Genomic DNA, 25,329 nt, shown 5'->3' with positions numbered 1-25,329 from the left:
GGGCGCGCTGCCTCCGTGCGGGTACGAAGTCGGGAAGCCGGCCCGGGCCGTCGCCGCCTCGGCTAGGGTGCCCCCACCTGACGGCTTGAGCACACCCGGCAGCCGGTCCTGGTCGGTAAACCTGGCGGCGGGGATAGATTGGCCGGGTGCGTATCGCTCGTTTCGCTCATGCCAAGGGAATGTCGTTCGGGGTCGTCGAGGGCGAGCCGGAGGCCGGGCCGCAGGGCCTGACCATCGCCGAGATCGAAGGCCACCCGTTCGGCAAGCTCTCCTTCAGTGGGGCCCGCTGGGCCCTCTCCGACGTCCGACTGCTCTCGCCGATCCTGCCCAGCAAGGTGGTCTGCGTGGGTCGCAACTACGCCGACCACGCCGCCGAGCACGGCAGCGAGGTGCCCAAGGAGCCGTTGCTCTTCCTCAAGCCGTCCACCTCGGTGATCGGTCCCCGGGACGCGATCCGGCTGCCGATCTTCTCCAAGCAGGTGGAGCACGAGGCGGAGCTGGCGGTGGTGATCGGGGCGCCGGGGGCGCGCCGAGCCGACCGGGCCGCCGCCGAACGCGCCATCTTCGGCTACACCTGCGCCAACGACGTCACCGCCCGTGATCTCCAGCGCTCCGACGGGCAGTGGACCCGGGCCAAGGGCTTCGACTCGTTCTGCCCGATCGGGCCGTGGATCACCACCGGTCTGGATGTCTCCGACCTGGAGATCCGGTGCGAGGTGGGCCGCAACCCGGAGGAGATGGAGGTACGCCAGCTCGGCCGGACGAAGGACATGGTCTTCGACGTGCCCGGCCTGGTGTCGTACATCTCGCACGTGATGACGCTGCTGCCCGGCGACGTGGTGCTCACCGGCACGCCGGCAGGGGTTAGCCCGCTCGTCGAGGGGGATGCGGTCACCGTGCGGATCGAGGGCATCGGGGAGCTCACCAACCCGGTGGTCCCGGTCGCCTGATCCGTCCGATGCCCCTGTTTCCGCAGCTCACGGGCGGTTCGGGGGGATCGGATTTGGCCTGCCGGCACCGGGAGGGTAATGTTCACTCCCGGCGCCGCAAGGGGCCAATGGGGTATGGGGTAATTGGCAGCCCGACTGATTCTGGTTCAGTTAGTCTAGGTTCGAGTCCTGGTACCCCAGCGCAGCTGGGATTCGCGAGAATCCCGGACGCTGGATTCTGACGGAGTGCGACTCCGCCCCCGCGGGGGCGGAGGGTGGTCTCTGGTAGAGTGCAGCTCCCCCGCCCGCGACGGTGGAGGAGCAGAAGTGGTTCTGGCCCCGTCGTCTAGTGGCCCAGGACGCCGCCCTCTCAAGGCGGTAGCGCCGGTTCGAATCCGGTCGGGGCTACATCAGCGCACAGCCCGTCTCACCTGGTGAGGCGGGCTGTTTCGTGTCCACCTCGCGCGCCCCGCCGGGCCCGCACCCCGTGCTGCCCCCCGGGATACGGTGCCGCTAGACTACAGCCGCACCGCTCGCGAGGGCGGTGAAGCAGGAAAGTTCTGGCCCCGTCGTCTAGTGGCCCAGGACGCCGCCCTCTCAAGGCGGTAGCGCCGGTTCGAATCCGGTCGGGGCTACAAACCGAAGGCTCGTCTCGCTCCGCGAGGCGAGCCTTCCTGCATACCCAGTCCCACCCCCCGCCCGCGTCCCCCTCCCGCCCCCTCCCGTCCGCGTGATCAAGAGCTTTGCGTCATGCCACGCCGGGTGGACTGACGCAAACCTCTTGATCACGCCGGCGGGGGGTGGGGCCCAGGCGGGGCCCGGGTCGGGGTGGGGTGGGGTGGGGGTTAGAGGCCGGAGAGGCGTTGGCCGGCTCTCACCACGGCCATGGCGTGGCGTTCGCCGGGGCGGCGGCCGAGGCGCTCGATCGGGCCGGAGATGCTGACGGCGGCGATCACTCTGCCGGTGCGGTCGCGGATCGGGGCGGAGACGCTCGCCACACCGGCCTCCCGCTCGGCCACGCTCTGCGCCCAGCCGCGGCGCCGTACCTCGGCCAGGGTGCGGCCGGTGAACTTGCTGCGTGGCAGCAGCGGCATCACCGCCTCCGGCGGCTCCCAGGCGAGCAGGATCTGGGCCGCGGACCCGGCGGTCATCGGCAGCACCGACCCGACCGGAACGGTGTCCCGCAGGCCGCTGGCGCGCTCCGCCGCCGCCACGCAGATCCGTTCGTCGGCGCGGCGCAGGTAGAGCTGTGCGCTCTCGCCGGTGGCGTCGCGCAGCGCGGCCAGCAGCGGTTCGGCGGCGGTCAGCAGGACGTCCGGCGCGGCGTTGGCCAGCTCGCCCAGCCGCGGGCCGGGACGCCAGCGACCCTGGGTGTCCCGGACCAGCATCCGGTGAATCTCCAGTGCCTGTGCCAGCCGGTGCGCGGTGGCCCGGGGCAGCTTCGTGCGCTCAACGAGTTCGGCCAGGCTGGCGCCGTCGACACAGGCGGCCAGGATGACCACCGCCTTGTCGAGAACGCCGACACCGCTCATACTGTGTCCCACAAGCCGAAACTTACCTCCCAGAATTTAGGATGTCCAGATGGTGGGAGTCACTCCTCAGCCGAGGACCCTGGCCGAGAAGGTCTGGGACGCGCACGTCGTACGGTCCGCCGCTGGTGAGCCGGACCTGCTCTTCATCGACCTGCACCTGCTGCACGAGGTGACCAGCCCGCAGGCGTTCGACGGGCTGCGGCTCGCCGGTCGCCGGGTGCGCCGTACCGACCTGACGCTCGCGACCGAGGACCACAACACCCCGACCGGGTACGCCGATCCGGCGTTCCGGTCCCGCCGTGGTGACCTGCTCACCATCGCGGACCCCACGTCCCGGACGCAGATCGAGACGCTGCGCCGCAACTGCGCCGAGTTCGGCGTGCGGCTGCACCCGCTCGGCGACGACAACCAGGGCATCGTGCACGTCATCGGCCCGCAGCTCGGGCTCACCCAACCGGGCCTGACCATCGTCTGCGGCGACTCGCACACCGCCACCCACGGCGCGTTCGGCGCGCTCGCCTTCGGCATCGGCACCAGCGAGGTGGAGCACGTGCTGGCCACCCAGACGCTGCCGCAGAGCCGGCCGAAGACCATGGCCGTGAACGTCACCGGCCGGCTCGCCCCGGGGGTCACCGCCAAGGACCTGGTGCTCGCGCTGATCGCCCAGGTCGGCACCGGCGGCGGTCGCGGGCACATCGTCGAGTACCGCGGCGAGGCCATCCGCGCCCTCTCGATGGAGGGGCGGATGACGATCGCCAACATGTCCATCGAGTGGGGCGCCAAGGCCGGCATGATCGCGCCGGACGAGACCACCTTCGCGTACCTCAAGGGTCGGCCGAACGCGCCGCAGGGCGCGGACTGGGACGCGGCGGTCACGTGGTGGCGGTCGCTGCCCACCGACGAGGGCGCGCGCTTCGACGCCGAGGTGACCCTGGACGCCAGCCGGGTCACCCCGTTCGTCACCTGGGGCACCAACCCCGGTCAGGGCGCGCCACTGAGCGCGCCGGTGCCGGACCCGGAGGAGTTCGCCACCGACTCCGAACGTGCCGCGGCCCGCCGGGCGCTGGAGTACATGGACCTGTGCGCCGGCACGCCGCTGCGTGAGCTGCCCATCGACGTGGTCTTCGTGGGTTCCTGCACCAACGGCCGCCTGGAGGACCTGCGGGCCGCCGCCGACGTGCTGCGCGGCCACACGGTCGCCGACGGGGTACGGATGCTCGTGGTGCCCGGCTCCGCCGCGGTGCGGGAGGCCGCCGAGGCCGAAGGGCTGGACAAGGTCTTCGCCGACGCCGGCGCCGAGTGGCGGTTCGCCGGCTGCTCGATGTGCCTGGGGATGAACCCCGACACGCTGAAGCCGGGCGAGCGCTCCGCCTCCACCTCCAACCGCAACTTCGAGGGCCGTCAGGGTCGGGGCGGGCGTACCCACCTGGTCTCCCCGCCGGTCGCCGCCGCCACCGCCGTGGTCGGCCGGCTGGCCGCCCCCGCTGACCTGTAGAAGGGACCGAGGAGATGGACAAGTTCACCACCCACACCGGCACCGCCGTGCCGCTGCGGCGTTCCAACGTGGACACCGATCAGATCATCCCGGCCGTGTACCTCAAGCGGGTGACTCGGACCGGCTTCGCCGACGGACTGTTCAGTGCCTGGCGCGAAGATCCGGCATTCGTGCTCAACGATCATTCGTATTCCGGGGCGTCGATCCTCATCGCCGGTCCGGAGTTCGGCACCGGATCCTCCCGCGAGCACGCCGTCTGGGCTCTGCGGGACTGGGGTTTTCGCGCAGTCGTGGCCCCGGGCTTCGGCGACATCTTCCGCGGCAACGCACTCAAGGAGGGTCTGCTGCCGGTCGAGTTGGAATTGAAAGCCGTCGAAGAACTCTGGGGCCTCGTCGAGGCGGATCCGAGCACTCCGGTGACCGTCGACCTGACCGCTCGCCAGCTCCGGGCCGGGGACGCCAGCTGGTCGTTTCCGCTGGACGACTTCAGCCGGTGGCGGTTGCTGGAGGGCCTGGACGACATTGGACTCACCCTTCGGCACGCCGCCGACATCGACTCCTACGAGGCGGGCCGACTGCCGTTCCTGCCCTCGGTGGCATAGCCGCACGCCCGACCGCACACCGGATTCCGCCCCCATCGGTCCAACCGGTGGGGGTGAATCCGTTGCGACACAAGGGCTTTTTTCCACCGAATGTTTGTGTCCCGGCAGCACAGGGCATACCGTGCGCGCAGAATGGCTCGCGTCGAGTCAGTTGCACAATCGGGAGGAAGTCGTGAACAAGGCCGAGCTCATCGAGGCGCTCGCTGTTCGCCTGGGGGACCGGAAAACGGCGACGGCCGCGCTCGACGCGGTCCTCACTGAGGTCCAGGCGGCGGTCACCAAGGGCGAGAAGGTGGCGATCACCGGATTCGGAGCATTCGAAAAGCGTGTGCGTGGCGCGCGAACAGCGCGCAACCCGCGTACCGGCGAGGCGGTGAAGGTCAAGAAGACATCTGTCCCCACCTTCCGCGCCGGCGCCGGATTCAAGGAGATGGTGGCCAGCGGCAAGGTGCCGAGGGCCACGGCGGCGGCGAAGAAGACCGCCACCACCACGGCCAAGACCGCCGGCACCAAGGCGGCGGGCACCAAGGCGGCGGGCACCAAGGCCGCGGGCACCAAGGCCGCGGGCACCAAGGCCACCGCGGCCAAGGCGGCCAGCAAGAAGACCACCGCGGCCAGCAAGAAGACCGCCCCGGCCAAGGCGAGCAAGACCGCCACGGCCACCAAGGCGGCCAGCAAGAAGACCGCCCCGGCCAAGGCGAGCAAGACCGCCACGGCGACCAAGGCGGCCGCCAGCAAGAAGACCGCCCCGGCGAAGAAGAGCGCCGCGGCGACCAGGTCCGCTGCGGCGAAGAAGACCACCACGGCGGCGAGCAAGAGCACGGCGGCGAAGAAGGCCCCGGCCAAGAAGGCCCCGGCCAAGAAGGCGGCCAGCAAGCGCTGACCGACCCGCAGGAAAGGGCGTCTACCCGTGGGGTGGGCGCCCTTTTCGGCGTAGCCCGGACCGTTGACCGGACGCGCCGGCACGCGCAGAATCGCCGTGCCGGCCCCCCTTTGCCGGCCCGCCGACGGGAAGAGGGCGCCGGTGCGCTACCGCCAGCTCACCACCGGATGGCTCGCGCTGGGCGTCCTCCTGCTCATCGACGTGCTGCGGGTGTGGCTGCCCGGCATCATCATCACCATCTTCGGCCAGGCAGCGTCCACCCCGGCCGAGCTGATGGGCGCGTTCGCCCTCGGCTGGTTCGTGCTCGCGCTGGCCGCACCGGCGCTGGTCCGCCGGGTGGGCGCCCGCCCGGTCACCGTCGCCGCTGCCGTTGTGCTGGCCGCCGCCCGGCTCGCGCTCACCGCCGCTCCGGGCGGGCGTACGCAGCTCTGGCTGGCCACCGCCGGGCTGTTGGCCGGGCTGGTCTGGCTGGTCGGCGTCGCCGCCGCCACCGACCGACCGGTGCCCGGGCTGGCGCTAGGGTTGGCGGCCAACGCGGCCGCGCACGCGGTGCTGGACACGTACGACCTGGTCTGGCGGGGTGACTGGGTGGCCTGGCTGCTCAGCGCCGTCGCGGTGACGGTGTTCCTGCTCGGCACGGCGCTGCCGTCCGTGCCCGCCGGCCCCGGTGGCGCCAGGGCCTGGCTGCTGGCCGGGCCGGCACTGCTGCTGGCCGGGATGGTGGCGCTCAGTCCGGCGCTGGCCCGGACCGGAACCTCGTACCTGGTCGCGGGGGACGGCGTGGCCCGCTCGCCGCTGTTCGGGCTGGCCCCGCTGCCGGTGGCGGTCGCCGGATTCCTGCTGGCCGCACTGGTCGGTGCGCCCCGGCGGTGGGGTCGGGCACTCGGACCGGCGGCACTGCTGGCCGGTGCGCTGCTCTTCGCGCTGGACCGGGGCGACCTGCTCGTCGCGGCCGTCCTGCTCACCGCCGTCGGTCTCGGCGCTTGCCTGGCCCACACCGACGACGCCGGCAGTGTCGAGGGCGCCGACGACGCCGGGCGGGCCGGCGGCGCGGAGGACAGCGCGCGATGGGCGGGCCGTCGGGGATACGCGGTCGCCGTCGGCATGCTCGTCTTCGCGCTGGGGGCGGTCGGGTACTACTCCGCCTACGACCTCGGCTACCCCAACGGCGCGGTGCCGGTGGTGGTCGCCGCGCTGGTCGCCGTCGTGGCCCTCGCCGCCCGTCCCGTCGGCCGCCCGGCCCCGGCACCGTTGCCGCCGTTGCGGACCACGGCCGCGGTCACCGCGCTGGCACTGCTGGCGCCGCTGCTCGCCGACGAGGTGCCGGCGGCCGACAACCGGGACGGCCCGCCGGAGCGGCTGACCGTGGTGGCGTACAACGTCCGGATGGGTTTCGGGCTCGACGGGCGGTTCGACCTGGCCGGGCTGACCGCCGCCGTCGACCGGCAGCGGCCCGACGTGGTGCTGCTCAGCGAGGTGGACCGGGGCTGGCTGCTCAACGGCGGCCACGACACCCTGGACCTGCTGGCCGACCGGCTCGGCATGCCGTACGTCTTCGGGCCGGCCGCCGACCCCGTCTGGGGCGACGCGGTGCTCAGCCGTTGGCCGGGGACCGATCCGCGGACCCTGCCGCTGCCCGCCGTCGGGGCGCCCACCGGTGCGCAGGCCCTCGCCGTCACCCTGGATCTCGGTGCCGGCGTTCGCACCGCGGTCGTCAGCACCCACCTGCAACCGCCGCCCGACCTGGGCCCGGTGGTCCAGGCTCGCGCGGTCACCGACTTCGCCACCCGGTACGCGGCGGGCCGGCCGCTGGTGGTGGCCGGCGACCTGAACACCGAACCGGGTGACGAGGCGTTCGGGCAGCTCAGCGCGGCCGGTCTAGTCGACGCGTTGGCGGCCGCCCGGCCGCTGGCGACCAGTCCGGCCGACGATCCGCGCCAGCAGATCGACCACGTCTTCGTCTCACCCGGCCTGACCCCCACCGGCCCGGTCGCGCCGCGTGGCACGTCCAGCGACCACCTGCCGGTCGCCGTCACCCTCACCCTGCCCGCCCGCTGACCCGCCGGCTCAGGGCGGCCTACAGGCGGTCCGCAGCGAGCATCCGGTCGGCGGTGAAGGCGAGCAGCCAGCCGCCGCCCTTCGGCGTGGTGAAGTCCTCGTCGGCGCGGCCGGACAGCTGCTCCAGGGCGCCCGGCAGCACCTTGCCCTGCCCGCACACCGCCACCCGCCCGCCGCCGGCCAGCTCCAGCAGCCGGGCGGCGGTGGCGAGGACCTGCTCGTCGAGCTGCTGGCCCGGCTGCGGCTCGTCCAGGTCGCCGCAGATCTCGATCGGCAGGTCGAGCAGCGCGGCGGCCGGGTCCAGGGTCTGCACACAGCGGCGCGGCGACGCCGACACCAGACGGGCCGGCCGGACCAGGGCGACCAGCCCGGCCAGCGCCTGCGCCTGAGCCCATCCCTCGGCGTCCAGCGGCCGTCCGGTGTCGGGGCCGGTCCAGGTGGCCCGCTTGCCGGCGTGCCCGTGCCGGATCAGCGCGATCGTCCCGGTCACCGGTGGCAGCGCGGCGAACGCGCCCAGCACCTCAGCGTCGTGCGGGTAGCTGACCAACCGGATCGCGTCGTCCACGGCGAGCCAGCGCACGTCGTCCACCTCGGTGCCGGGCTGGAAGCCGCCGGAGCCCATCGCGAGCATCGACCAGTAGTCGACCAGCTTCGGCTGGCCCTCGCTGCGGTAGCGCACCGACGGCAGCCGCACCTGCGGCACGCCCCGCACGTCGGACTCCTCGGCCAACTCGCGTACCGCCGCGACCAGCGGGTGCTCGCCCGGCTCCAGCTTGCCCTTCGGCAGCGTCCAGTCCCCGTAGCGCGGGCGGTGCACGACGCAGACCTGCACACCGTCGGCGGACGGTCGCCAGGCCACCCCACCGGCCGCCCGGATGCCGGTCACGGCAGCCATCGGGTCCGCCGTCGCCGGGTTGCCCGGTGCCAGGCGGCGGGGAAGCGGGCACGCATCCGGCGTACCGTCTCGCGTTCCCGTTCGGCCAGCCGACCGGCGGTGACCGCCAGCTCGTGGTCGTCCGGCCGGTCGGCGGCGAGGGCCAGCCAGGTGTCCGCGGCGACGGCGGCGTCCTGGTGCTCGCCCAGCACATCCTGGACCCCGGCAAGGGCGCGAGACAGCCGGCGCGCATCCTTGCCGAGCGCCGGGGCGACCGCGTTGACCGCGTACCGGGCCTGTTTGCCCTCCTTGCGCACGGCGTGCCAGCGGTCGTCCGGCGCCAGCGGGTCGAGGCCGTCGACGCCGTCCGGCCCGGTCAGTTGTCGCCAGGCGCGTGCCACCAGCCCGGGCAGCGCCCGCGCGGCCGGGGCGGCCGCCCGGCGGGTGAGCCGGGGGGCGCGGGCGGCCAGCACCAGGGCGTCCACCAGGGCCAGGTAGCGCGCCGAGCGCAGCGCCTCGTGGACCGCGGCCAGGGCCTGCCGCTGCCGTTCGGCGAGCGCCTCGTCGAGCCGGTCCACCGCGCGCGGGTCGAGTGGGCTGAGCGGATCGGTGGTCGCGGTGCGCCGCAGCCGGTCGCGCAGCACCTCGGCGTCGCGGGCCGCGCCGAGCACGCCGGCCAGCCAGCGCAGCTCAGCCCGCAGCGGGCGGGACCAGCTCCTGCGGACCAGCGGCGCGAAGGTGCGCAGGTCGGTGCGGAGCCGCCGGCAGGCGACCCGCATCTGGTGGACGGCGCTGTCACCGCCGCCGCCCGGGGCGTGCAGCCGCACCAGCGGGTCGTGCGCGAGCAGGCGGCGTACCTCCTTTCGGACCGCCTCGGTCACCACGTCCCCGGCGCTCGGGTCGGCCGGCAGCCCGGACGGCGCGACCAGGTCCGGCTCGGCCTGTGCCGCCGCGCCCAGCGCCCGCACGTGCTTCGGAATGAACGCCCCGTGCCGCGCGCCGGCCTCCCGCAGAACCACGCCGATCCGGTCCAGCAGTTCGCGGTCGCCGGCCTTGAGCTCCGCCTCCAGCTCGCGGAAGGTGTCGGTGGTGGCGCCGGCGTCGTCGAGCACGGTCACCCGGTCGTCCACCACCTCGGCGAGCACCGTGCCGGCGCCGTCGCGCACCTCGTGGGCGTGCCGGACCGTACGCACCACCGTCACCGGCGCCAGCGGCGCGCCCCGGTGCAGGGCGGTGACCAGCTCCACCAGCTCCGGCGGCGGTTGTCCGACCGGCCCGGGACGGGAGATCTCGTGCCGGACACCGGGCGTCGACGTGGGCAGCTTCACCGTCCAGGGCAGATCGTCGCCCCGGCGGTGGCGCAGCGAGGCGCCGGCCCGGGCAAGCCGCAGGTCGACGGTGTCGAGGTAGCGGGCGACCAGCGTCACCGGCGGCAGCGCGCGGACCTCGCCACCGGCCGGGGAGGTGGCGGACAGGTCCGGCAGCACGTAGGCGTCGTCCACCTCGTGCTTCTGCTCCTCCTCCACCATCAGCTCAGCCTATGCCGCGACCCGGTCAGCCGGCGGTGCCACCGACCCGGTGCAGCAGCAGTTCCTGGAGATGCTCCCGGGTCTCCTCGTCCCCGCCGGCACGCCGGCTCCAACAGCCGTCACCGGCCAGCTCGAACGCGTCCACGTCGGGGCTCATCGCCATGGTCAGCACCCGGTCCAGCTCGGCTCGGGCCACCGGGTCGCTCACCTGCACCAGCGCCTCCACCCGCCGGTCCAGGTTGCGGTGCATCAGATCCGCCGAGCCCATCCAGAACTCGGCGTTGCCGTTGTTGCCGAACCGGAAGATGCGGGAGTGCTCCAGGAACCGGCCGAGGATCGAGCGGACGCGGATGTTCTCCGACAGCCCCGGCACCCCCGGACGCAGCGTGCACATTCCCCGGATGAGCAGGTCGACGTGCACGCCGGCCTGGGAGGCCCGGTACAGCGCGTCGGTCACGCCCTCGTCGACCAGCGAGTTGACCTTGAACTGGACGAGACCGGGCATGCCCAGCCGGACGTGCGAGATCTCCCGCTCGATCCGCTCGATCAGGCCGCTGCGGATGCCCTGCGGGGCGACCAGCAGCCGCCGGTACGCGGTCTGCCGGCTGTAGCCGGTGAGCACGTTGAACAGGTCGGTGAGGTCGGCGCCGACCTCCGGGTCGGCGGTGAGCATGCCGAAGTCCTCGTACAGCCGCGCGGTCTTCGGGTGGTAGTTGCCGGTGCCGATGTGGCAGTAGCGGCGGATCTGGTTGCCCTCCTGCCGGACCACCAGCGCGGTCTTGCAGTGCGTCTTCAGGCCGACCAGGCCGTACACGACGTGACACCCGGCGCGTTCCAGGGTGCGCGCCCAGCCGATGTTGGCCACCTCGTCGAAGCGGGCCTTCACCTCCACCAGCACCACCACCTGTTTGCCGGCGGCGGCCGCGTCGACCAGGGCGTCGACGATCGGCGAGTCGCCGCTGGTGCGGTACAGGGTCTGCTTGATGGCCAGCACGTTCGGGTCGGCGGCGGCCTGCTCGATGAAGCGCTGCACGCTGGTGGCGAACGAGTGGTACGGGTGGTGCACCAGGATGTCCCCGTCGCGCAGGGTGGCGAAGACGCTGCGCGGCACCTCACCCTCGGCGAGCCGGGGATGGGTGGCCGGCACGAACGGCGGTTCCTTGAGGTCCGGCCGGTCCGCCTCGCCGTAGACCTGCCAGAGCGCGGAGAGGTCCAGCAGCCCGGGGACCCGCAGCACGTCCTGGTCGTCCATGTCCAGTTCCCGCACGAGCAGGTCCAGCATGTGATCGGAGATCGACGCGGCCACCTCCAGCCGGACCGGCGGGCCGAACCGACGCCGCGCCAGCTCCCGTTCCAGGGCCTGGAGCAGGTCCTCGTCGCGGTCCTCGTCGACCTCCACCTCGGCGTTGCGGGTGACCCGGAAGAGGTGACACTCGACCACCTGCATGCCGCTGAACAGCTGCCCCAGGTGCACCGAGATCAGGTCCTCCACCGGCACCATCCGCACGCCCGGCTGGTCCCGGTCCACGCGTACGAAGCGGGGGACGTTGTTGGGCACCTTCACCCGGGCGAACAGCTCCGAACCGCCGTCCGGGTCGCGGACCGCCACCGCCAGGTTCAGCGACCGCCCGGAGATGTACGGGAACGGGTGCGCCGGGTCCACCGCGAGCGGGGTCAGCACCGGGAAGATGTGCTCCCGGAAGTAGGTGCGCAGCCGCTCCCGCTCGGCGTCGCCCAGGTCGCCCCAACGCAGGATGCGGATGCTTTCGTCGGCCAGCTTGGGCAGCACGTCGTCGACGAAGCACGCGGCGTGCCGGGCGACCAGCTCGGCGGTCCGCTCGGCGATCAGCTCCAGCTGGGTCCGCAGGGGCAGCCGGTCGCCGCCGCGTACCGGAAGGCCGGCGGAGAGCCGTCGCTTCAGCCCCGCGATCCGCACCATGTAGAACTCGTCGAGGTTGCTGGCGAAGATGGCGAGGAACTTGGCCCGCTCCAGCAGCGGGGTGCGCTGGTCCTCGGCGAGCGTGAGCACCCGGGCGTTGAAGTCGAGCCACGACAGCTCCCGGTTGAGGAACCGGTCCTCCGGCAGTGGCGCGGGAACCGGCGGTTCGTCCGGCTCGCCGCCGGCCGGCCGTCCCTCGGGCCTGGTCGGCCGCAGCCCACCGGCCGCCGGGCCGTCCGTCTCGGTGGACGAGACGGCGGAGTCGAGGACCTCGTCCAGCCCGGAGGAGGCCGCGGCCGGGTCGGTGTCGTGCGCGTCGGCGCGGGCGGCGCCGGCCCGCTCGGCGCGGACCTGCCGGAATCGGCCGTCGCCGCCGCGTGTGCGGGCGCCGTTGCGGGGGACGGCTGGGTCGGTGGCGGGCGTGCCGGCCGGGTGCTCGCGAGGGGTGCTCACCCGCTCATAATCACCCGATCCGGGTTAACGCAAAATGAACTTGGCCTCGCCGGTTCAGCTCATCGTCGGCAATGTCACCCGGACGACCTCGCCGTCTGAATCCGTGTCGACGCGAACCCGCTGGCCGAGCCGGAGCAGCCGCAGCCCGGAGGCGTCGAAGGCCCGGGCGGGAAAGCGCAGCTCGGTGCCGTCGTCGAGCAGCAGAACTCCGCTGCGCGTCGCCGCGTCGTAGCTGGCCACCGTGCCTTGCATGCTTGGCACCGTACACCGGCGGGTCAGCCCGCGGAGCGGGCCGGGCAGCCGGCGGCGAGCAGCGCGGCGGTACGCGGTCCCAGCCCGAGCCGGGCGGCGGCGGCCAGGTCGGCGGCGGTGTCCACGTCCCGGCGCAGGCTGGGCCAGTCGCCGTTCAGGGGCAGCGCCCCGCTGGCCGTGTGCGCCGCCGCCGAGCCCATTCCGAACCGCGGGTCCAGGGCGATGCCCGGCGGCGCCGTGAGCAGCACCGTGCCCTCGCCCGGTGCGTCCGGCACGAACCGGCGTACCCCCGCTCGGCCGGCCCGCGCCGCGAGCAGCGCGCCGGCCAGCTCGGCCGGGCGCAGCGCCGGCAGGTCGGCGGTGAGCCCCGCCACCCACCCGGCGGGCACGCCCGCCGCGCCGTGCCGGAACGCGGCGTTCAGACCGGCGTCCGGCTCGTCGGGTCGCACCCGCGCGCCGGCGGTCCGCGCCGCCACCGCCACCCGGGCGTCGTCGGTCACCACCAGAACCTCGGCGACCGCCGGGCAGGCCAGCACCGCGCGGAGCGTGTCGGCCGCCAGCGCCAGCGCCAGCTCCTCGTGCGGTACGCCGGAAAGGGCGCCCCGCAGCCGGCTCTTGGCTGCGGTCAGACGCTTCACCGGCACGACCACGGCCCACCCCGGTTGACTCACGTCGGCAATCCTGCCAGCCGGACGGCGGGACCCTCGCTGGCCGTACCGGGGGCGAGCAGGCATGATTTCCGCTGCGGGCGTCGTGAACGGGGTTCGCGGCGGGGTCGGGCGGGACGAGGAGGCACAGTGGCACGGCGGAGGCTGGGGTTCTGGCAATGGTTCGCCGTGGCGCTGGTGAAGCCGGTGATGACCGTCTGGACCCGGCGCACGTGGCGCGGCATGGAGCACCTCGGCCGGGACGGCGGCGTCATCATCGTCGCGAACCACATCTCGCACGCCGACCCGCTGGTCTCCGCGCACTTCATCTTCGACTCCGGGCGGTGGCCGCAGTACCTGGGCAAGGCCAGCGTGTTCCGGGTGCCGGTGGTCGGCTGGATCCTGCGCCGGTGCCGGCAGATTCCGGTCGAGCGGGGCACCGTGGACGCGGTCCGCTCGCTGGACGCGCTGGTCGCCGCGCTCGACGAGGGCGGCGCGGTGGTGATCTACCCGGAGGGCACCACCACCCGGCAGCCGGAGCTGTGGCCGATGAAGGCCAAGACCGGCGCGGCCCGGTTGGCGCTGGCCACCGGTGCGCCCGTGGTGCCACTGGTGATGTGGGGGCCGGAGCGGATCTTCGACCCGCGGACCACCCGGCTCAGCCTGCGTCCGCGGATCCCGGTGACCGTGGTCGCCGGCGAACCGGTCGACCTGAGCCGGTGGGCGGACGCCCCGCCGACGCGAGCCACTCTCGAGGGGATGTCGGACGCCATCATGCTGCGGCTGCGGGACATGCTCGCCGAGATCCGTGGCGGCACCCCGCCGCCGCTCTGGGAACGGCCGGCCCGACCGTCCGCCGAGCGCCAGCAGGGTGGTGTCGCGTGAACGGGCACAGCACGGGCCACGTCGCGGTGCTCGGCGCCGGCTCCTGGGGCACCGCGTTCGCCAAGATCCTCGCCGACGCGGGGCGGGACGTGACGGTGTGGGCGCGGCGCGCGCCGGTGGCCCAGAGCATCCGCACCGAGCGCCGGAACCCGGAGTACCTGCCGGACCTGCTGCTGCCGGCCCGGGTCACCGCCACCCACGACGCGGTCGAGGCGATCACCGGCGCCGAGCTGGTGGTGCTGGCCGTGCCGTCGCAGACCCTGCGCGGCAACCTCGCCGAGTGGGCCGGGCACCTGCACCCGGACGCCACCCTCGTGTCGCTGATGAAGGGCATCGAGCTGGGCACCACCAGCCGGATGAGCGAGGTCATCGTGGAGACCGCCGGTGTGGCTGCGGACCGCGTGGTCGTGGTCTCCGGTCCGAACCTGGCCCCGGAGATCGCCGCCGAGCAGCCGGCCGCCACCGTGGTCGCCGGAACGAACAGCCACCGCACCACGCTCGTGCAGGCGTCGATCCGGACTCCCTACCTGCGCCCGTACACCAATGACGACGTGATCGGCTGCGAGCTGGGCGGGGCGGTCAAGAACGTGATCGCCCTGTCGTACGGCATCGCCACCGCGATGGGCTTCGGTGACAACACTCGGGCCATGTTGATGACCCGCGGGCTGGCCGAGACGGCCCGCCTGGGTGTGGCGCTCGGCGCGGACCCGATCACCTTCGCCGGCCTGGCGGGCATGGGCGACCTGGTCGCCTCCTGCTCGTCCCCGCTGGCCCGGAACCGCACCTTCGGGGAGCATCTGGGCCGGGGCGAGACGCTGGAGCAGGCCCAGGCCGCCACCCGGCAGACCGCCGAGGGCGTGAAGAGCTGCCTGGCGATCCGCGACCTGGCGCGGGCGCACGGTGTCGAGATGCCGATCACCGAGCAGGTCGAGCGGATCTGCCACGAGGGGATGGATCCCCGCCTCGCCGTGGACACCCTGATGAGCCGGACAGCCAAACCCGAGTCGTACGAGTGAGGACCCGATGAGCGATCTGGGAGACGGCACCCGCTGTGTGCACGCCGGGCTGCCCGAGCCGGCACCAGGTGACCCCTTCCTGCCCGGGCCGGTCTTCGCCGCGCCGTACCACCTCGACCCGTGGCAGGGCCCGGCCGGCTCACCGAACGGCTACGGCCGCCCCGACAACCCCACCCGGCGGCTGCTGGAGTCGGCCGTGGGTGAGTTGGAAGGCGGCGACTGCCGGGTCTTCGCCACCGGTCAGGCGGCCATCACCGGGGTGCTGTTGACCCTGCTGCGCCCGGGGGACACCGTGGTGCTGCCCACCGACGGATACTTCCCGGTCCGGGCGTTCGCCACCGATGTGCTGGAGGCGATCGGCGTCCGGGTGCTGTTCGTCCCGACCGTCGGGCCGTACCCGTCGCTGGAGGGCGTCCGGCTGGTGCTGGTGGAGACCCCGGCCAACCCGGGCCTGGACGTGGTCGACGTGGCCGCCCTGGCCGAACGGGCGCACGCCGCCGGCGCACTGCTCGCGGTGGACAACACCACGGCGACCCCGCTCGGCCAGCGTCCGCTGGACTTCGGGGCCGACCTGGTGGTCGCCTCGGGTACGAAGGCGCTCACCGGCCACTCCGACCTGCTGCTGGGCTACGTGGCCAGCCGGTCCGCCGAACTGATCGAGGCAGTGACGCGCTGGCGTACCACCACAGGTTCGGTGCCGGGCGCGTTCGATGCCTGGTTGGCCCACCGCTCGCTGGGCACGCTCGACCTGCGGCTGGCCCGGCAGAGCGCGAACGCCGCCGCGGTCGCCGATCTGCTCGCCGGCCGGCCGGACGTGACCGGCCTGCGGTGGCCGGGGCGTACCGACGACCCGGCGTACCCGGTGGCCTCGGCGCAGATGCGCCGGATGCCGGGGGTGCTCTCGTTCGACCTGGGCGACGCCGACCGGGTGAGCCGCTTCGTCGAGGCTGCCCGACTGGTGGTGGCGGCCACCAGCTTCGGTGGCCTGCACACCACCGCGGACCGGCGGGCGCAGTGGGGCGACGACACCGCCCCCGGCTTCGTTCGACTCTCCTGCGGGGTGGAGGACACGGTCGATCTGGTGGCCGACATCGCCGCCGCGCTGGACACCGCCGGACGGGCCTGAGATATCGTGTCGGCGGCCCGCACCGGCGGGCCGCGACCGGAGGAGGTGAGTCCGATCCGTCAGTCGACAGGACCGGCGCTTCCTCCCGTGTCCCCGCCGCGGTAGCGGCCACGGGAGCGCCGGTGAGCGTTTCCCGGAGGTATCCCATGGCAGCACCGTTTTCCACCGACCGGCCGGCCCTCGTGCACCGGCTGCGCACCGCCGGCTGCGTCTACGCCGAGGACGAGGCCGACCTGCTGCTGGCTGCGGCCGACACCCCGGCGGCGTTGGCCGACCTGACCGAGCGTCGGGTGGCCGGCGAACCGCTGGAGCATCTGCTCGGCTGGGCGGAGTTCTGCGGTCTGCGGATCGCCGTCGCCGCGGGCGTCTTCGTGCCTCGGGGGCGCACCGCGCTGCTCGTCGAGGCGGCCGCCGCGGTGACCGGTCCGGCGCCGGCCGTGGTCGACCTCTGCTGCGGCTCCGGGGCCACCACGGTCGCGTTGGCGCACCGGCTCGCGCCGCGCTGGCTGGCCGCCGCCGACATCGACCCGGCGGCCGTGGCGTGCGCCCGCCGCAACCTCGCCGGACTGGCCGCCGAGGTGTTCGAGGGTGACCTGTTCGCGCCGTTGCCCCCGCACTGGAGGGGCCGTTTGGACCTGGTGGTGGCCAACGCCCCGTACGTGCCGACCGCCGCGGTGGCGCTGATGCCCGCCGAGGCGCGGCTGCACGAGGCCCCGGTGGCCCTCGACGGCGGGCCGGACGGGCTCGCCGTGCTGCGCCGGGTGGCCGCCGGCGCGGTCCGGTGGCTGGCGCCCGGTGGACACCTCGCGGTGGAGGTCAGCGCCGGGCAGGCGGACACGCTCTGCGCGGCGTTCGACGCCCTCGGTCTCGAGCCGAGCGTGCGGCACGACGAGGACCTGGATGCCACCGCCGTGACCGCCCGCCGCCCGGCCTGAACCCGCCCGCCGCCCGGCCTGAACCCGCCCGCCGCCCCGCCTGAACCCGCCCGCCGTAGCCCGCTGACCACGGCCCGCTGACCGCCTCCGCGGCCCGGGCACGTGGCGTCGCTCAGCCCATCGCAGCGGCCGGCCCTCGTCGGAGGGCGCGGGCTGGCCGTACCCCTTGTTCGTCCTTTGCTCCGCTTCAACGGGCGCAACAGAAAGACACCCACAGTGTCGCGCCGGTTGAAGCAGAGCAAAGGATGCGCGGAAGCACCTCGGGGGCACCGGGACAGCAGCGCGGGCAGCAGAGCAGTCCGGCAGCGGAGCCGCCAACGAACGGCACCGAGGCGAAGTCCCGCGACATGCGACCTCGCCGCGATCAGCGATGCCAGCGGGTGTCCCCACCCGGCCGGGGAGGCCGGGCGTGGCGGGGGAGCGGTGTTGGCACTAGCCTCGGCTCACACTCATGACGGCGGAGGGCGGTTTCGGTGGGCAGCGCAGGGGTGCCGGTGGTCGTCGGGCTGGACAACGGCGGGACCAGCAACAACGCCACCGTGCTGACGGTGGACGGCCGGTTCCTGGTGGACGGTCTGCTGGAGATCCCCAGCGAGGTGCGGGCCGGCCCGGACGCCGCGATCGAGGCGCTGGCCCGGGCGCTGGACGGCGCTCTGGCGCAGACCGGCGTGCCCCGCGAGCTGGTCCGGGCGGTGGGGCTGGACACTCCGGGCCCGGCCAGTGCCACCGGCGTCATCTCGTCGCGTGGCTCGACCAACTTCTCCCAGCCGGCCTGGCGTGGCTTTGACGTGCGGGGCGCGCTGGAGCGGCGGCTGGGCCTGCCGGTGGTCTACCACAACGACGGCAACGCGGCCGCGCTCTACGCCCACCACGTGTACTTCGGCGCCGAGGCGATGAACCGGTCGTCGGTCTCCGCGATCGTCGGCACCGGCCTGGGCGGCGGCGTTGTCGAGGGCGGGCGCGTGATCGCCGGCGCGGCCGGGATGGCCGGCGAGCTGGGTCACGTGCACATCCCGCTGACCGGGCTGCTCGGCCCGGAGCAGCCGGAGCCCACCTGCGCCTGCGGCTTCACCGGGGACGTCGAGAGCGTCGCCTCGCTGACCGGCATCGAACGCAACCTGCTGCCGTACTGGCTGACCCGGTACCCCGACCACCCGCTCGCCGCCGAGCCGGTCGCCCGCGCGGCGAAGCTGGTCCGCGGCTACGGCGAGCAGGGGGACCCGCTGGCCCGGGACCTCTTCACCCAGCAGGCGATGGCGCTGGGTCGGCTGTTCACCGTGGCGGCCAACTTCACCGACCCGCACGCGTACTTCGTCGGCGGTGGGGTGGTGGAGGCGGCGCCGGAGTTCCGCGACTGGTTCCTGGCGACCGTCCGCGAGCACACCGTGCTCCGCGAGGAGCAGGCCGCCGTGGCCACCTTCGCCCTGGTGCCGGAGCGGGACATGGCCGGCGCCCGGGGCGTGGCCATCGCCGCCCTGGAGGCACTGCGCGCCGTACCGGAGTCCAGCCCGCTGGTCGCGTGAGCCGCCGGTCAGCGCCGGGGCGGGGCCTGGGCGAAGGCGGTCCAGGCGGCCGGCGGGAAGAGCAGGGCCGGGCCGGTCGGGTCCTTGGAGTCGCGGACGGCCACCAGCCGCGGGATCGCGGCCACCTCCACGCAGGCGCCCTGGTCGCCGCTGCGGCTGCTCTTGCGCCACGCCGCCGCGGCCAGCGCCGCTGTGATCGTCGGTGTCATGTCCTACCGTCCCTTCAGGAGTGTCAGGAGCTGCTTGCGGCTGTCCGCCGGGCTGAGCGCCACGCTCCGCAGGTGCTCCATGATCTTGGTGCAGGTACGCGTTTCGCCGGCACGGTCGAGGATCATCTGGCCGGCGACGGTCTCCACCGAGGCGATGATCGGGTCCTCCGGGTCGGCGAACTCCAGGATGTGCAGCGAGCCCCGGGTGCCCCGGTGGTAGCCGGCCGAGAGCGGGATCACCTGGACGGAGATGTTCGGCAGCTCGGCCATCTTCACCAGATGGCGCAACTGCCCGTCCATCACGGACTGGTCGCCGACCGGGCGGAGTAGCGCGCCCTCGTCGATGATCGCGTCGAGGATGGGCGGGTCGTCGCCGGTGAGCCGCTGTTGCCGATCGAGGCGGACCTTGACCCGCTGCTCCACCAGGTCGTCGCCGAGGGTGTGCGGGCCGCCGCGCATCACCCCACGGATGTAGTCGGCGGTCTGCAGCAGGCCGGGCACCACCGAGGGCTCGAAGTTGGCGATGGCGGTGGCCTCGGCCTCCAGAGCGATGAAGTCGATGGTGCGCGGGTCCAGCAGGTAGGAGTACGACACCCACCAGCCCGGCTTGCGGGCGTCCTTGGCGAGCTGCACCGCGGCGGCCACCTCGTCGGCGCCCACCCCGTACGAGGTGAGCAGGGCGCGCACGGTGGCCGGGCTGATCAGTGTCTGCGCGTTCTCGTACCGCGAGAGGGTGCTGCGGGTGCTGTTGATCTCATCCGCGGCGGTCTCGAGCGTCAGCCCGGCGGCTTCCCGGTGGTGGCTCTACACGTGTCAATCTGTCATCGCGTCCTCACTGCCGGTTGTCGTGGCGACGGTGGCGGTGAGCGACCGGAGGGGATGGGGCGCGCGGCGATCGGGTTTCTCCCCCGTACCCGATCGTCGCGTGCCACCGCCATCCCGGCCCGCCGGAAGGAGACGACGTGCGTACCGGTCCGGAGCCCCCCGCCGTACACCCGGACGGCCGACAATGACCCGCTTCCTGGTGGTGCTCACCGACGTGCGTGCCGTCGAGGGCATCGAGCGCAACGAGCGGACGGCACCCGAGCGGCGCCGGCAGGTGGTCGGTGCCAGCAGTCGGGAGGCCGCCGACCGGATCGCCGGCGCGTTCATGGCCCTGGGCATGGTGCGGGCCGGCCGCCAGCGCGTGAAGGTGATCGCCGTCGGTCGCCGGCACGCCCGGGACTGACGCGCCAGCACCGGCCGGCGTCGCGCCGCCGGTCAACATCCCATCACGCACCGTATATCCTCTGTTGACCGATTGCCGTGTCGAGCCGCGGCTCGCCGGGTATCGCCTCGCCCTACCGCCACGCACAGTAAGGTCAACCGGGTGAGCGCCATCGGCGAGCACGACCAGCCGCAGTCGCGTACGAAGAGGTGACCGGAGTGACCACCCCAGGCAAGACCCGCGTGGCGATCGTCTTCGGCGGCCGCAGCCCGGAGCACGGCATCTCCTGCGTCAGCGCCGGCAGCGTGTTCGGCGCGCTCGACCCCGACGAGTACGAGGTGGTGCCCGTGGGCATCACCCGGGCCGGCCAGTGGGTGCTGACCAACGGCGACCCCGCGCAGCTCGCGATCAACTCCCGCCAACTGCCCGAGATCACCGCCGAGTCCGGAGCGGACATCGTGCTGCGTGCCGACCCGACCGGCAACGGGCTGATGGTGCTCGACCCGACCGAGGGCCCTCGCGCGCTGGCCGACGTGGACGTGGTCTTCCCGGTGCTGCACGGCACGTACGGCGAGGACGGCACCATCCAGGGAATGCTGGAGATGGCCGGCATCCCCTACGTCGGGGCGAACGTGTTCGCCTCCGCCGCCGCGATGGACAAGGAGTTCACCAAGAAGCTCTGCGCGGTCGAGGGCATCCCGGTCGGCCCGTACGCGGTGCTGCGCAACGGGATGACGCTCAGCGACCAGGACCGGGAGCGGCTCGGCCTGCCGGTCTTCGTCAAGCCCTCCCGGGCCGGCTCGTCGTTCGGCATCACCCGGGTCACCGACTGGGCGCAGCTGGACGAGGCGGTCGCCACCGCCCGGCAGTTCGACCCGAAGGTCATCATCGAGGCCGCGATCGTCGGCCGCGAGATCGAGTGCGGCGTGCTGGAGGGGGAGGCCGGCGGTTCGCCGGAGGCGTCCGTGCTGGCCGAGGTGCGCGTCGTCGCCGACCACGACTTCTACGACTTCGAGGCGAAGTACCTCGACGACTCCTGCGAGTACGACATTCCGGCCGGGCTCCCGGAGAGGGTGACCCGCCAGGTGCAGGAGTACGCCGTCCGCGCGTTCACCGCGCTGGACTGCGCCGGCCTGGCCCGGGCCGACTTCTTCGTCACCCCCGAGCTGGACGTCTACCTCAACGAGATCAACACCATGCCCGGGTTCACGCCGACGTCGATGTTCCCGCGCATGTGGGCGGCGTCCGGCCTGGAGTATCCGAAGCTGGTCAACCGCCTGATCCGCACCGCCCAGCGGCGCGGCGTCGGCCTGCACTGAGCCGTGGCCGCCGGCCGGCCCGCGACGCCCCGCTCAGGCGGAACGTCGTCGGGTCAGGCCCGGCAGCCGGCGGGAACGTCGCCGCCGGAGGGCACCGAGGCGACGATCGCGCTGGAGACCGGCGCCACCCACTGCAACGGCTGCTCGAAGGAGCGTGGGACGCGCACCGTCACCGGCGTCTCCCGGTCGACCGCGGTGAGCACGGTTGCGTCGCCCTGCTCGACGGAGTGCCAGCAGACCCGGTTGACCGTCCAGACCTCGTCGGTGGGCGGGATGGCCGGCTCGGTGCCGCCGCAGGCCACGGTGATCGCGGGATCGCCGTACGCGGCGTTCTGCTCCGGACCTGCGGTGACCGGGCGCTGCGCCCGGTCGCGGATGGTCGGCGGCAGTTGGGAGAGCAGGGCACGGCACACCGTGGCCGGGCGGGCGGCCAGCGCCGGGGCGGCCATCTCCACCGGAGCGGTGGACTGCACCCGGGCGGCGGTGGGGCTCGGCGCGGCGGCCGGCTCGGCCGGGGAGAGCCTGGTGAAGGCCAGCACGGCCACCAGCAGCGTGACCGGCAACGCGATCAACGTGGCGAGCAGGGCCGCGCCTCGGATGGTCCGGTCCCGGCCAGCCGGCGCGTCGCCGGCCGGCTCGGCCGGCTCGCGGATACCGTCAGCCGGCTCGGGCGTACCGTCGCGCGTCCCGTCGAGCCGGTCGTCGTTCTCAGCGGCGGAGGAGGTAGCCATCTCGTCCACTTACAGCCGCACCACCGAACACGTGAGGGTGCGAGTGATGCCGGGCACCATCTGCACCTTGCTGACAATGAGTTTCCCGAGCTCGTCGACGGTGTTCGCCTCGGTGAGGACGACCACGTCGTACGGCCCGGTGACGGCGTCGACGCGTACCACGCCGGCAAGGTCCGCGATGAGACCGGCCACGTCACGTGCGCGGCCGACCTCGGTCTGGATGAGGATGTACGCCTGTACCACGACTCGACCTCCGTCCGTCGCCGCCCAGGGGCGGCCCGAAGGGTGAAACTACCTTACGGACCAGGTCTGATCCCTATCGGTGGTCAAGGAGCAGCAGTGAGCGAGCACGGCGGTGCCGGGCAGAACGTACGGAACGCCGGCGGTGTCGCCAGCGTGGGCGGGATCGGCGAGTTCGGATTGATCGGGCGGATCACCGCCCGCCTGTCGGTCGGACCGACGACCCTGCTCGGCCCAGGGGACGACGCGGCGGTGGTGGCCGCCCCGGACGCCCGGGTCGCCGCCTCCACCGACGTGCTGGTCGACGGCCGGCACTTCCGGCGGGACTGGTGCTCCGCCCGGGACGTCGGACACCGGGCCGCGGCGGCCAACCTGGCTGACATCGCCGCGATGGGCGCCACACCGACCGCCCTGCTGGTCGCCCTCTGCATGCCGGCGGACCTGGAGACCAGTTGGGCCGAGGAGTTGGCCGACGGGCTGGCCGCGGAGGCGGCCACGGTCGGCGCGAGCGTGGTCGGCGGGGACATGTCGTCCAGCCCGACCCTGACCGTCGCGGTCACCGCGCTGGGCGACCTCGGCGGCCGTCCGCCCGTGGTGCGCTCCGGCGCCCGCCCCGGTGACGTGCTGGCCCTGGCCGGCCGCACCGGGTACGCGGCGGCCGGCCTGACCGTGCTCACCCGCGGCTTCCGCACCCCCCGGCTGCTGGTGGAGGCGTACCGGAGGCCGCAGGTGCCGTACTCGGCCGGACCGCAGGCCGCCAGGCTCGGCGCCACCTCGATGATCGACGTGTCGGACGGGCTGCTCGCCGACCTCGGGCACGTGGCGGCGGCCAGCGGGGTGGCGATCGACGTGCGCCGGGACGCGTTCGAGGTGCCCCGGCAGATGGCCGACGCCGCGCAGGCGCTCGGCGTCGACCCGTACACCTGGATCCTGGCCGGCGGCGAGGATCACGCGTTGGCCGCGACCTTCCCCCCGGCGGTGGCGTTGCCGGCGGACTGGCGGGCGATCGGCCTGGTCACGGCCGGTGCCGGGGTCACCGTCGATGGCGGCCCCTACGAGGGGCCGAGGGGCTGGGACCACTTCCGGTGAGGTCCCGCGCCCGCCGTACCCTGGATACCGTGAGTGAGATCGAGATCCGGGTGGTGCGGTTCGACGCGCCGGTGGCGCAGCAGTTGATCCGCGACGCGCTGGCCGACCTCGGCGCCCGCTACGGCGGTACCGGCGACGACACCCCGGTGGACGCGGCCGAGTTCGTGCCGCCGGACGGCGCGTTCCTCGTCGCCTACCTGGCCGGCGAGCCGGTCGGCTGTGGCGGTTGGCGCAGCCACGGCGCGGACACCGCAGAGCTGAAGCGGATGTACACCGCCCCGGCGGCCCGTGGGCGGGGCGTTGCCCGGAGGGTGCTGGCGGCCGTCGAGCGCTCGGCCCGTGAGCAGGGCCGCAAGCGGATGGTCCTGGAGTGCGGGGACAGGCAGCCCGAGGCGATCGCCATGTACAACTCCGCCGGCTACGAGCAGATCCCGAACTTCGGCTTCTACAAGGACGCGGAGGGCTGCGTCTCCTTCGGCCGCACCCTCTGACCCGGACGGTCGCCGACCGAGCGCCCGGTGGCCGACGTTCAGCCGGTGGTGATCCGGATCTGGGCGGCGGCCCGGGCGGCCGCCGCGGTCGCCTCGGCCGGGTCGGCGCCCCAGGCCAGCACCTGGCCGCTGCGCCGCGCCGACGAGGTGACCTCGGCCACCCGGTCACCCACCGTCACGCCCACCCCGACGTCCAGCACGCCGGGCACCCGGCTGGCCGCGCGTACCCCGTCCACGGCGGTGACGGCGCCGGGCGGAGCGAGCAGGAACTCTACGGCCGCCGCGCCGCGCGGGCCGGCCGGCAGCGCCGGGCGTTCCCCCCGGAGCGTGCGCAGGTACGCGGCGACGAAACCGCACTCGTAGGCAACCGAGATCAGTACGGCGATCAGGTCGCCGGGGAGCCGGGCGGCGCACTCCACCAGCGCCGGGCCGGCGTCGGTGCGGATCCACTCGCTGTGCAGCACGCCGGTGCGGAAGCCGGCGGCGCCGGCAAGCCGGGTGGCCACGTCGAGCAGCTCCCGTCGGGCGTCCTCGGGCAGCGCGGACGGCACGGTGTGCCCGGTCTCCACCGGCCGCCCACCGGCCAGCACCCGCTTGTCGGTGACGTTGCAGAAGCGCACCTCGCCCTCGGAGATGAGCAACTCCACGCTGTGCTCGGTGCCGGTCAGCACCTGCTCGGCGAGGACCGCGGTGGGCAGGCCTTCGGCGATGGCGTCGGGCGGCGTCTCCGGATCGGCGCTGGCGGCCCAGGCGGCGGCGACCAGCGCCGAGTCGGTGACGATCTGCACGCCGAGGCTGCCCGCGCGGCGGGTGGGCTTCAGCACGCAGCGCCCGCCCTGCCGGTGGGCGAACCCGGTCGCCTCGGCGGCCGTGTCGACCACCGCGAACGCCGGGTTGGTCAGGCCGGCCGCCGCGGCGAGCAGCCGCATCCGGTGCTTGTCGGTGAAGATCTCGGCGGCCTGCACACCGGCGCCGGGCAGGCCGAGGGCGTCGGCCAGCCGGGCCGCGGCGAGCACGCCGTACTCCTGACCGGGCACCACCAGCCGCGCGGCGGTCAGCCCCGGTTCCCGGGCCAGCAGCGCCGCCGCGTCAAGGCCGGTCTGGTACTCGGCCGCCACCACCCGGGAGACGAACGGCAGCGCGGCGCAGCGCCGCTCAACGTCACGGCGGCGGATGAGGTCGGGTTCCTCGACCACGACCACGCTGCCGGCGGGCAGCAGGTCGCCGAGCCCGCGCAGCAGATCCAGCGCGAAACCCACCATGACCATCTCGTCCCGGCTCAGGTCCAGCTGCACCCGTCACCCCTTCACCCGGGCCGGACCGGACGGCCGGCGCAGCGCGACCCTAACCGGGCGGGCGGCCGGG

The 25,329-nt window shown here is 73.8% G+C and carries 24 protein-coding genes, 3 tRNA genes and 1 pseudogene; 17 read left to right on the top strand and 11 right to left on the bottom strand.

Translation table 11 applies throughout. The annotated features are described in order from the left end of the window. The first annotated feature begins 146 nt into the window (after positions 1–146). The 4 genes from ACWD5O_RS12565 to ACWD5O_RS12550 all read left to right on the top strand — a co-directional run bounded on the left by ACWD5O_RS12565 (position 147) and on the right by ACWD5O_RS12550 (position 1,564). Positions 147–950 (top strand): fumarylacetoacetate hydrolase family protein, encoded by an 804-nt coding sequence (locus ACWD5O_RS12565; RefSeq protein WP_354966972.1) that lies wholly within the window; start codon positions 147–149, stop codon positions 948–950. Positions 951–1,058: 108 nt separating this feature from the next. After that, a tRNA-Gln gene (locus ACWD5O_RS12560) sits at positions 1,059–1,130 on the top strand. A gap of 134 nt (positions 1,131–1,264) precedes the next feature. Beyond that, positions 1,265–1,337, top strand: a tRNA-Glu gene (locus ACWD5O_RS12555). A 154-nt stretch (positions 1,338–1,491) separates the two neighbouring features. After that, positions 1,492–1,564, top strand: a tRNA-Glu gene (locus ACWD5O_RS12550). 210 nt (positions 1,565–1,774) lie between these two features. On the opposite strand, the gene ACWD5O_RS12545 is transcribed toward ACWD5O_RS12550, so the two are convergent. After that, positions 1,775–2,461, bottom strand: a complete 687-nt coding sequence (locus ACWD5O_RS12545) for an IclR family transcriptional regulator (RefSeq protein ID WP_036374687.1) — start codon at positions 2,459–2,461, stop codon at positions 1,775–1,777. 49 nt (positions 2,462–2,510) lie between these two features. Here ACWD5O_RS12545 and leuC point away from each other — a divergent pair, with 49 nt between their 5' ends. The 4 genes from leuC (at position 2,511) to ACWD5O_RS12525 (ending at position 7,499) form a co-directional block, all read left to right on the top strand. Beyond that, the gene (gene leuC, locus ACWD5O_RS12540) at positions 2,511–3,956 is read left to right on the top strand and encodes a 3-isopropylmalate dehydratase large subunit (RefSeq protein ID WP_450085332.1); all 1,446 of its coding nucleotides are present in this window, start codon (positions 2,511–2,513) and stop codon (positions 3,954–3,956) included. Between the two features lie 14 nt (positions 3,957–3,970). Further along, positions 3,971–4,558 carry a 3-isopropylmalate dehydratase small subunit gene (gene leuD, locus ACWD5O_RS12535; protein WP_450085331.1) on the top strand — a complete coding sequence of 196 codons (588 nt, stop codon included), beginning with the start codon at positions 3,971–3,973 and terminating at the stop codon, positions 4,556–4,558. Between the two features lie 172 nt (positions 4,559–4,730). After that, positions 4,731–5,441, top strand: coding sequence for an HU family DNA-binding protein (locus tag ACWD5O_RS12530; protein WP_387326989.1), 711 nt, complete (start codon positions 4,731–4,733; stop codon positions 5,439–5,441). Positions 5,442–5,582: 141 nt separating this feature from the next. After that, the gene (locus ACWD5O_RS12525) at positions 5,583–7,499 is read left to right on the top strand and encodes an endonuclease/exonuclease/phosphatase family protein (protein ID WP_450085330.1); all 1,917 of its coding nucleotides are present in this window, start codon (positions 5,583–5,585) and stop codon (positions 7,497–7,499) included. Between the two features lie 19 nt (positions 7,500–7,518). Here the strand turns inward: ACWD5O_RS12525 and ACWD5O_RS12520 are convergent, their stop codons facing one another. The 5 genes from ACWD5O_RS12520 to cofC are packed head-to-tail and all read right to left on the bottom strand — an operon-like array spanning position 7,519 to position 13,217. After that, positions 7,519–8,394 carry an NUDIX hydrolase gene (locus ACWD5O_RS12520; protein WP_354966967.1) on the bottom strand — a complete coding sequence of 292 codons (876 nt, stop codon included), beginning with the start codon at positions 8,392–8,394 and terminating at the stop codon, positions 7,519–7,521. Further along, positions 8,382–9,902 (bottom strand): CYTH and CHAD domain-containing protein, encoded by a 1,521-nt coding sequence (locus tag ACWD5O_RS12515; protein WP_354966966.1) that lies wholly within the window; start codon positions 9,900–9,902, stop codon positions 8,382–8,384. The genes ACWD5O_RS12520 and ACWD5O_RS12515 overlap by 13 nt, the downstream gene beginning before the upstream one ends. Positions 9,903–9,927: 25 nt before the next feature. After that, positions 9,928–12,294: an RNA degradosome polyphosphate kinase gene (locus ACWD5O_RS12510; RefSeq protein WP_450085329.1), complete on the bottom strand. Its 2,367-nt coding sequence runs from the start codon at positions 12,292–12,294 to the stop codon at positions 9,928–9,930. Positions 12,295–12,348: 54 nt separating this feature from the next. After that, on the bottom strand, positions 12,349–12,546 hold the full coding sequence (locus ACWD5O_RS12505; RefSeq protein WP_354966964.1) for a cold-shock protein: 198 nt from the start codon (positions 12,544–12,546) through the stop codon (positions 12,349–12,351). Between the two features lie 23 nt (positions 12,547–12,569). Continuing rightward, a complete protein-coding gene (gene cofC / locus ACWD5O_RS12500; RefSeq protein ID WP_449938742.1) occupies positions 12,570–13,217 on the bottom strand; it encodes a 2-phospho-L-lactate guanylyltransferase in 648 nt (215 codons plus the stop codon). Positions 13,218–13,343: 126 nt separating this feature from the next. Between cofC and ACWD5O_RS12495 the strand changes: the two genes are divergently transcribed. From ACWD5O_RS12495 to ACWD5O_RS12475, 5 genes are all read left to right on the top strand, one after another. Further along, positions 13,344–14,078, top strand: coding sequence for a lysophospholipid acyltransferase family protein (locus tag ACWD5O_RS12495; protein ID WP_354966962.1), 735 nt, complete (start codon positions 13,344–13,346; stop codon positions 14,076–14,078). Further along, positions 14,075–15,094: an NAD(P)H-dependent glycerol-3-phosphate dehydrogenase gene (locus tag ACWD5O_RS12490; RefSeq protein WP_354966961.1), complete on the top strand. Its 1,020-nt coding sequence runs from the start codon at positions 14,075–14,077 to the stop codon at positions 15,092–15,094. Before ACWD5O_RS12495 ends, ACWD5O_RS12490 begins: the two co-directional genes overlap by 4 nt. Positions 15,095–15,101: 7 nt before the next feature. Next, a complete protein-coding gene (locus ACWD5O_RS12485; RefSeq protein WP_354966960.1) occupies positions 15,102–16,220 on the top strand; it encodes a cystathionine gamma-lyase in 1,119 nt (372 codons plus the stop codon). 146 nt (positions 16,221–16,366) lie between these two features. Next, positions 16,367–17,155, top strand: a complete 789-nt coding sequence (locus tag ACWD5O_RS12480; protein WP_387326995.1) for a putative protein N(5)-glutamine methyltransferase — start codon at positions 16,367–16,369, stop codon at positions 17,153–17,155. Between the two features lie 473 nt (positions 17,156–17,628). Beyond that, complete coding sequence (locus ACWD5O_RS12475; RefSeq protein ID WP_387326997.1) at positions 17,629–18,678, top strand: ROK family protein; 1,050 nt, start codon at positions 17,629–17,631, stop codon at positions 18,676–18,678. Positions 18,679–18,686: 8 nt separating this feature from the next. Here the strand turns inward: ACWD5O_RS12475 and ACWD5O_RS12470 are convergent, their stop codons facing one another. Both ACWD5O_RS12470 and ACWD5O_RS12465 read right to left on the bottom strand, forming a co-directional pair. After that, complete coding sequence (locus ACWD5O_RS12470; RefSeq protein WP_354966957.1) at positions 18,687–18,887, bottom strand: DUF397 domain-containing protein; 201 nt, start codon at positions 18,885–18,887, stop codon at positions 18,687–18,689. Between the two features lie 3 nt (positions 18,888–18,890). Then, a pseudogene (locus ACWD5O_RS12465) lies at positions 18,891–19,685 on the bottom strand (helix-turn-helix domain-containing protein); the annotation flags it as partial. A 211-nt stretch (positions 19,686–19,896) separates the two neighbouring features. On the opposite strand from ACWD5O_RS12465, the gene ACWD5O_RS12460 reads away from it, so the two are divergent. Both ACWD5O_RS12460 and ACWD5O_RS12455 read left to right on the top strand, forming a co-directional pair. Next, positions 19,897–20,115, top strand: coding sequence for a hypothetical protein (locus ACWD5O_RS12460; protein WP_354966956.1), 219 nt, complete (start codon positions 19,897–19,899; stop codon positions 20,113–20,115). A gap of 197 nt (positions 20,116–20,312) precedes the next feature. Next, entirely contained in the window at positions 20,313–21,413 is a 1,101-nt protein-coding gene (locus tag ACWD5O_RS12455; RefSeq protein WP_354966955.1) for a D-alanine--D-alanine ligase family protein, read from the top strand. 53 nt (positions 21,414–21,466) lie between these two features. On the opposite strand, the gene ACWD5O_RS12450 is transcribed toward ACWD5O_RS12455, so the two are convergent. Then, positions 21,467–22,144 carry a DUF3515 family protein gene (locus tag ACWD5O_RS12450; RefSeq protein WP_450085328.1) on the bottom strand — a complete coding sequence of 226 codons (678 nt, stop codon included), beginning with the start codon at positions 22,142–22,144 and terminating at the stop codon, positions 21,467–21,469. 9 nt (positions 22,145–22,153) lie between these two features. Further along, positions 22,154–22,387 (bottom strand): Lrp/AsnC ligand binding domain-containing protein, encoded by a 234-nt coding sequence (locus ACWD5O_RS12445; RefSeq protein ID WP_013284547.1) that lies wholly within the window; start codon positions 22,385–22,387, stop codon positions 22,154–22,156. A gap of 153 nt (positions 22,388–22,540) precedes the next feature. Here ACWD5O_RS12445 and ACWD5O_RS12440 point away from each other — a divergent pair, with 153 nt between their 5' ends. Together ACWD5O_RS12440 and ACWD5O_RS12435 are read left to right on the top strand one after the other, a co-directional pair. Further along, complete coding sequence (locus ACWD5O_RS12440; protein WP_354967063.1) at positions 22,541–23,473, top strand: thiamine-phosphate kinase; 933 nt, start codon at positions 22,541–22,543, stop codon at positions 23,471–23,473. Positions 23,474–23,502: 29 nt separating this feature from the next. Further along, a complete protein-coding gene (locus ACWD5O_RS12435; protein ID WP_354966953.1) occupies positions 23,503–23,964 on the top strand; it encodes a GNAT family N-acetyltransferase in 462 nt (153 codons plus the stop codon). A 38-nt stretch (positions 23,965–24,002) separates the two neighbouring features. On the opposite strand, the gene ACWD5O_RS12430 is transcribed toward ACWD5O_RS12435, so the two are convergent. Continuing rightward, positions 24,003–25,259: an ATP-grasp domain-containing protein gene (locus ACWD5O_RS12430; RefSeq protein WP_354966952.1), complete on the bottom strand. Its 1,257-nt coding sequence runs from the start codon at positions 25,257–25,259 to the stop codon at positions 24,003–24,005. Between the last annotated feature and the right edge of the window lie 70 nt (positions 25,260–25,329).

Source organism: Micromonospora sp. NPDC005161 (genome assembly GCF_053599855.1).
Note: the sequence above shows the minus strand (reverse complement) of the source record. Positions and strands in the feature narration are given on the sequence as shown.

Coding starts and splice junctions, on each gene's coding strand:
- ACWD5O_RS12505 (WP_354966964.1), bottom strand. CDS start 12,546: ATGCAAGGCACGGTGGCCAGCTACGACGCGGCGACGCGCAGCGGAGTT.
- ACWD5O_RS12515 (WP_354966966.1), bottom strand. CDS start 9,902: ATGGTGGAGGAGGAGCAGAAGCACGAGGTGGACGACGCCTACGTGCTG.
- ACWD5O_RS12520 (WP_354966967.1), bottom strand. CDS start 8,394: ATGGCTGCCGTGACCGGCATCCGGGCGGCCGGTGGGGTGGCCTGGCGA.
- ACWD5O_RS12480 (WP_387326995.1), top strand. CDS start 16,367: ATGGCAGCACCGTTTTCCACCGACCGGCCGGCCCTCGTGCACCGGCTG.
- ACWD5O_RS12470 (WP_354966957.1), bottom strand. CDS start 18,887: ATGACACCGACGATCACAGCGGCGCTGGCCGCGGCGGCGTGGCGCAAG.
- leuD (WP_450085331.1), top strand. CDS start 3,971: ATGGACAAGTTCACCACCCACACCGGCACCGCCGTGCCGCTGCGGCGT.
- ACWD5O_RS12450 (WP_450085328.1), bottom strand. CDS start 22,144: ATGGCTACCTCCTCCGCCGCTGAGAACGACGACCGGCTCGACGGGACG.
- ACWD5O_RS12460 (WP_354966956.1), top strand. CDS start 19,897: ATGACCCGCTTCCTGGTGGTGCTCACCGACGTGCGTGCCGTCGAGGGC.
- ACWD5O_RS12485 (WP_354966960.1), top strand. CDS start 15,102: ATGAGCGATCTGGGAGACGGCACCCGCTGTGTGCACGCCGGGCTGCCC.
- leuC (WP_450085332.1), top strand. CDS start 2,511: ATGGTGGGAGTCACTCCTCAGCCGAGGACCCTGGCCGAGAAGGTCTGG.
- ACWD5O_RS12545 (WP_036374687.1), bottom strand. CDS start 2,461: ATGAGCGGTGTCGGCGTTCTCGACAAGGCGGTGGTCATCCTGGCCGCC.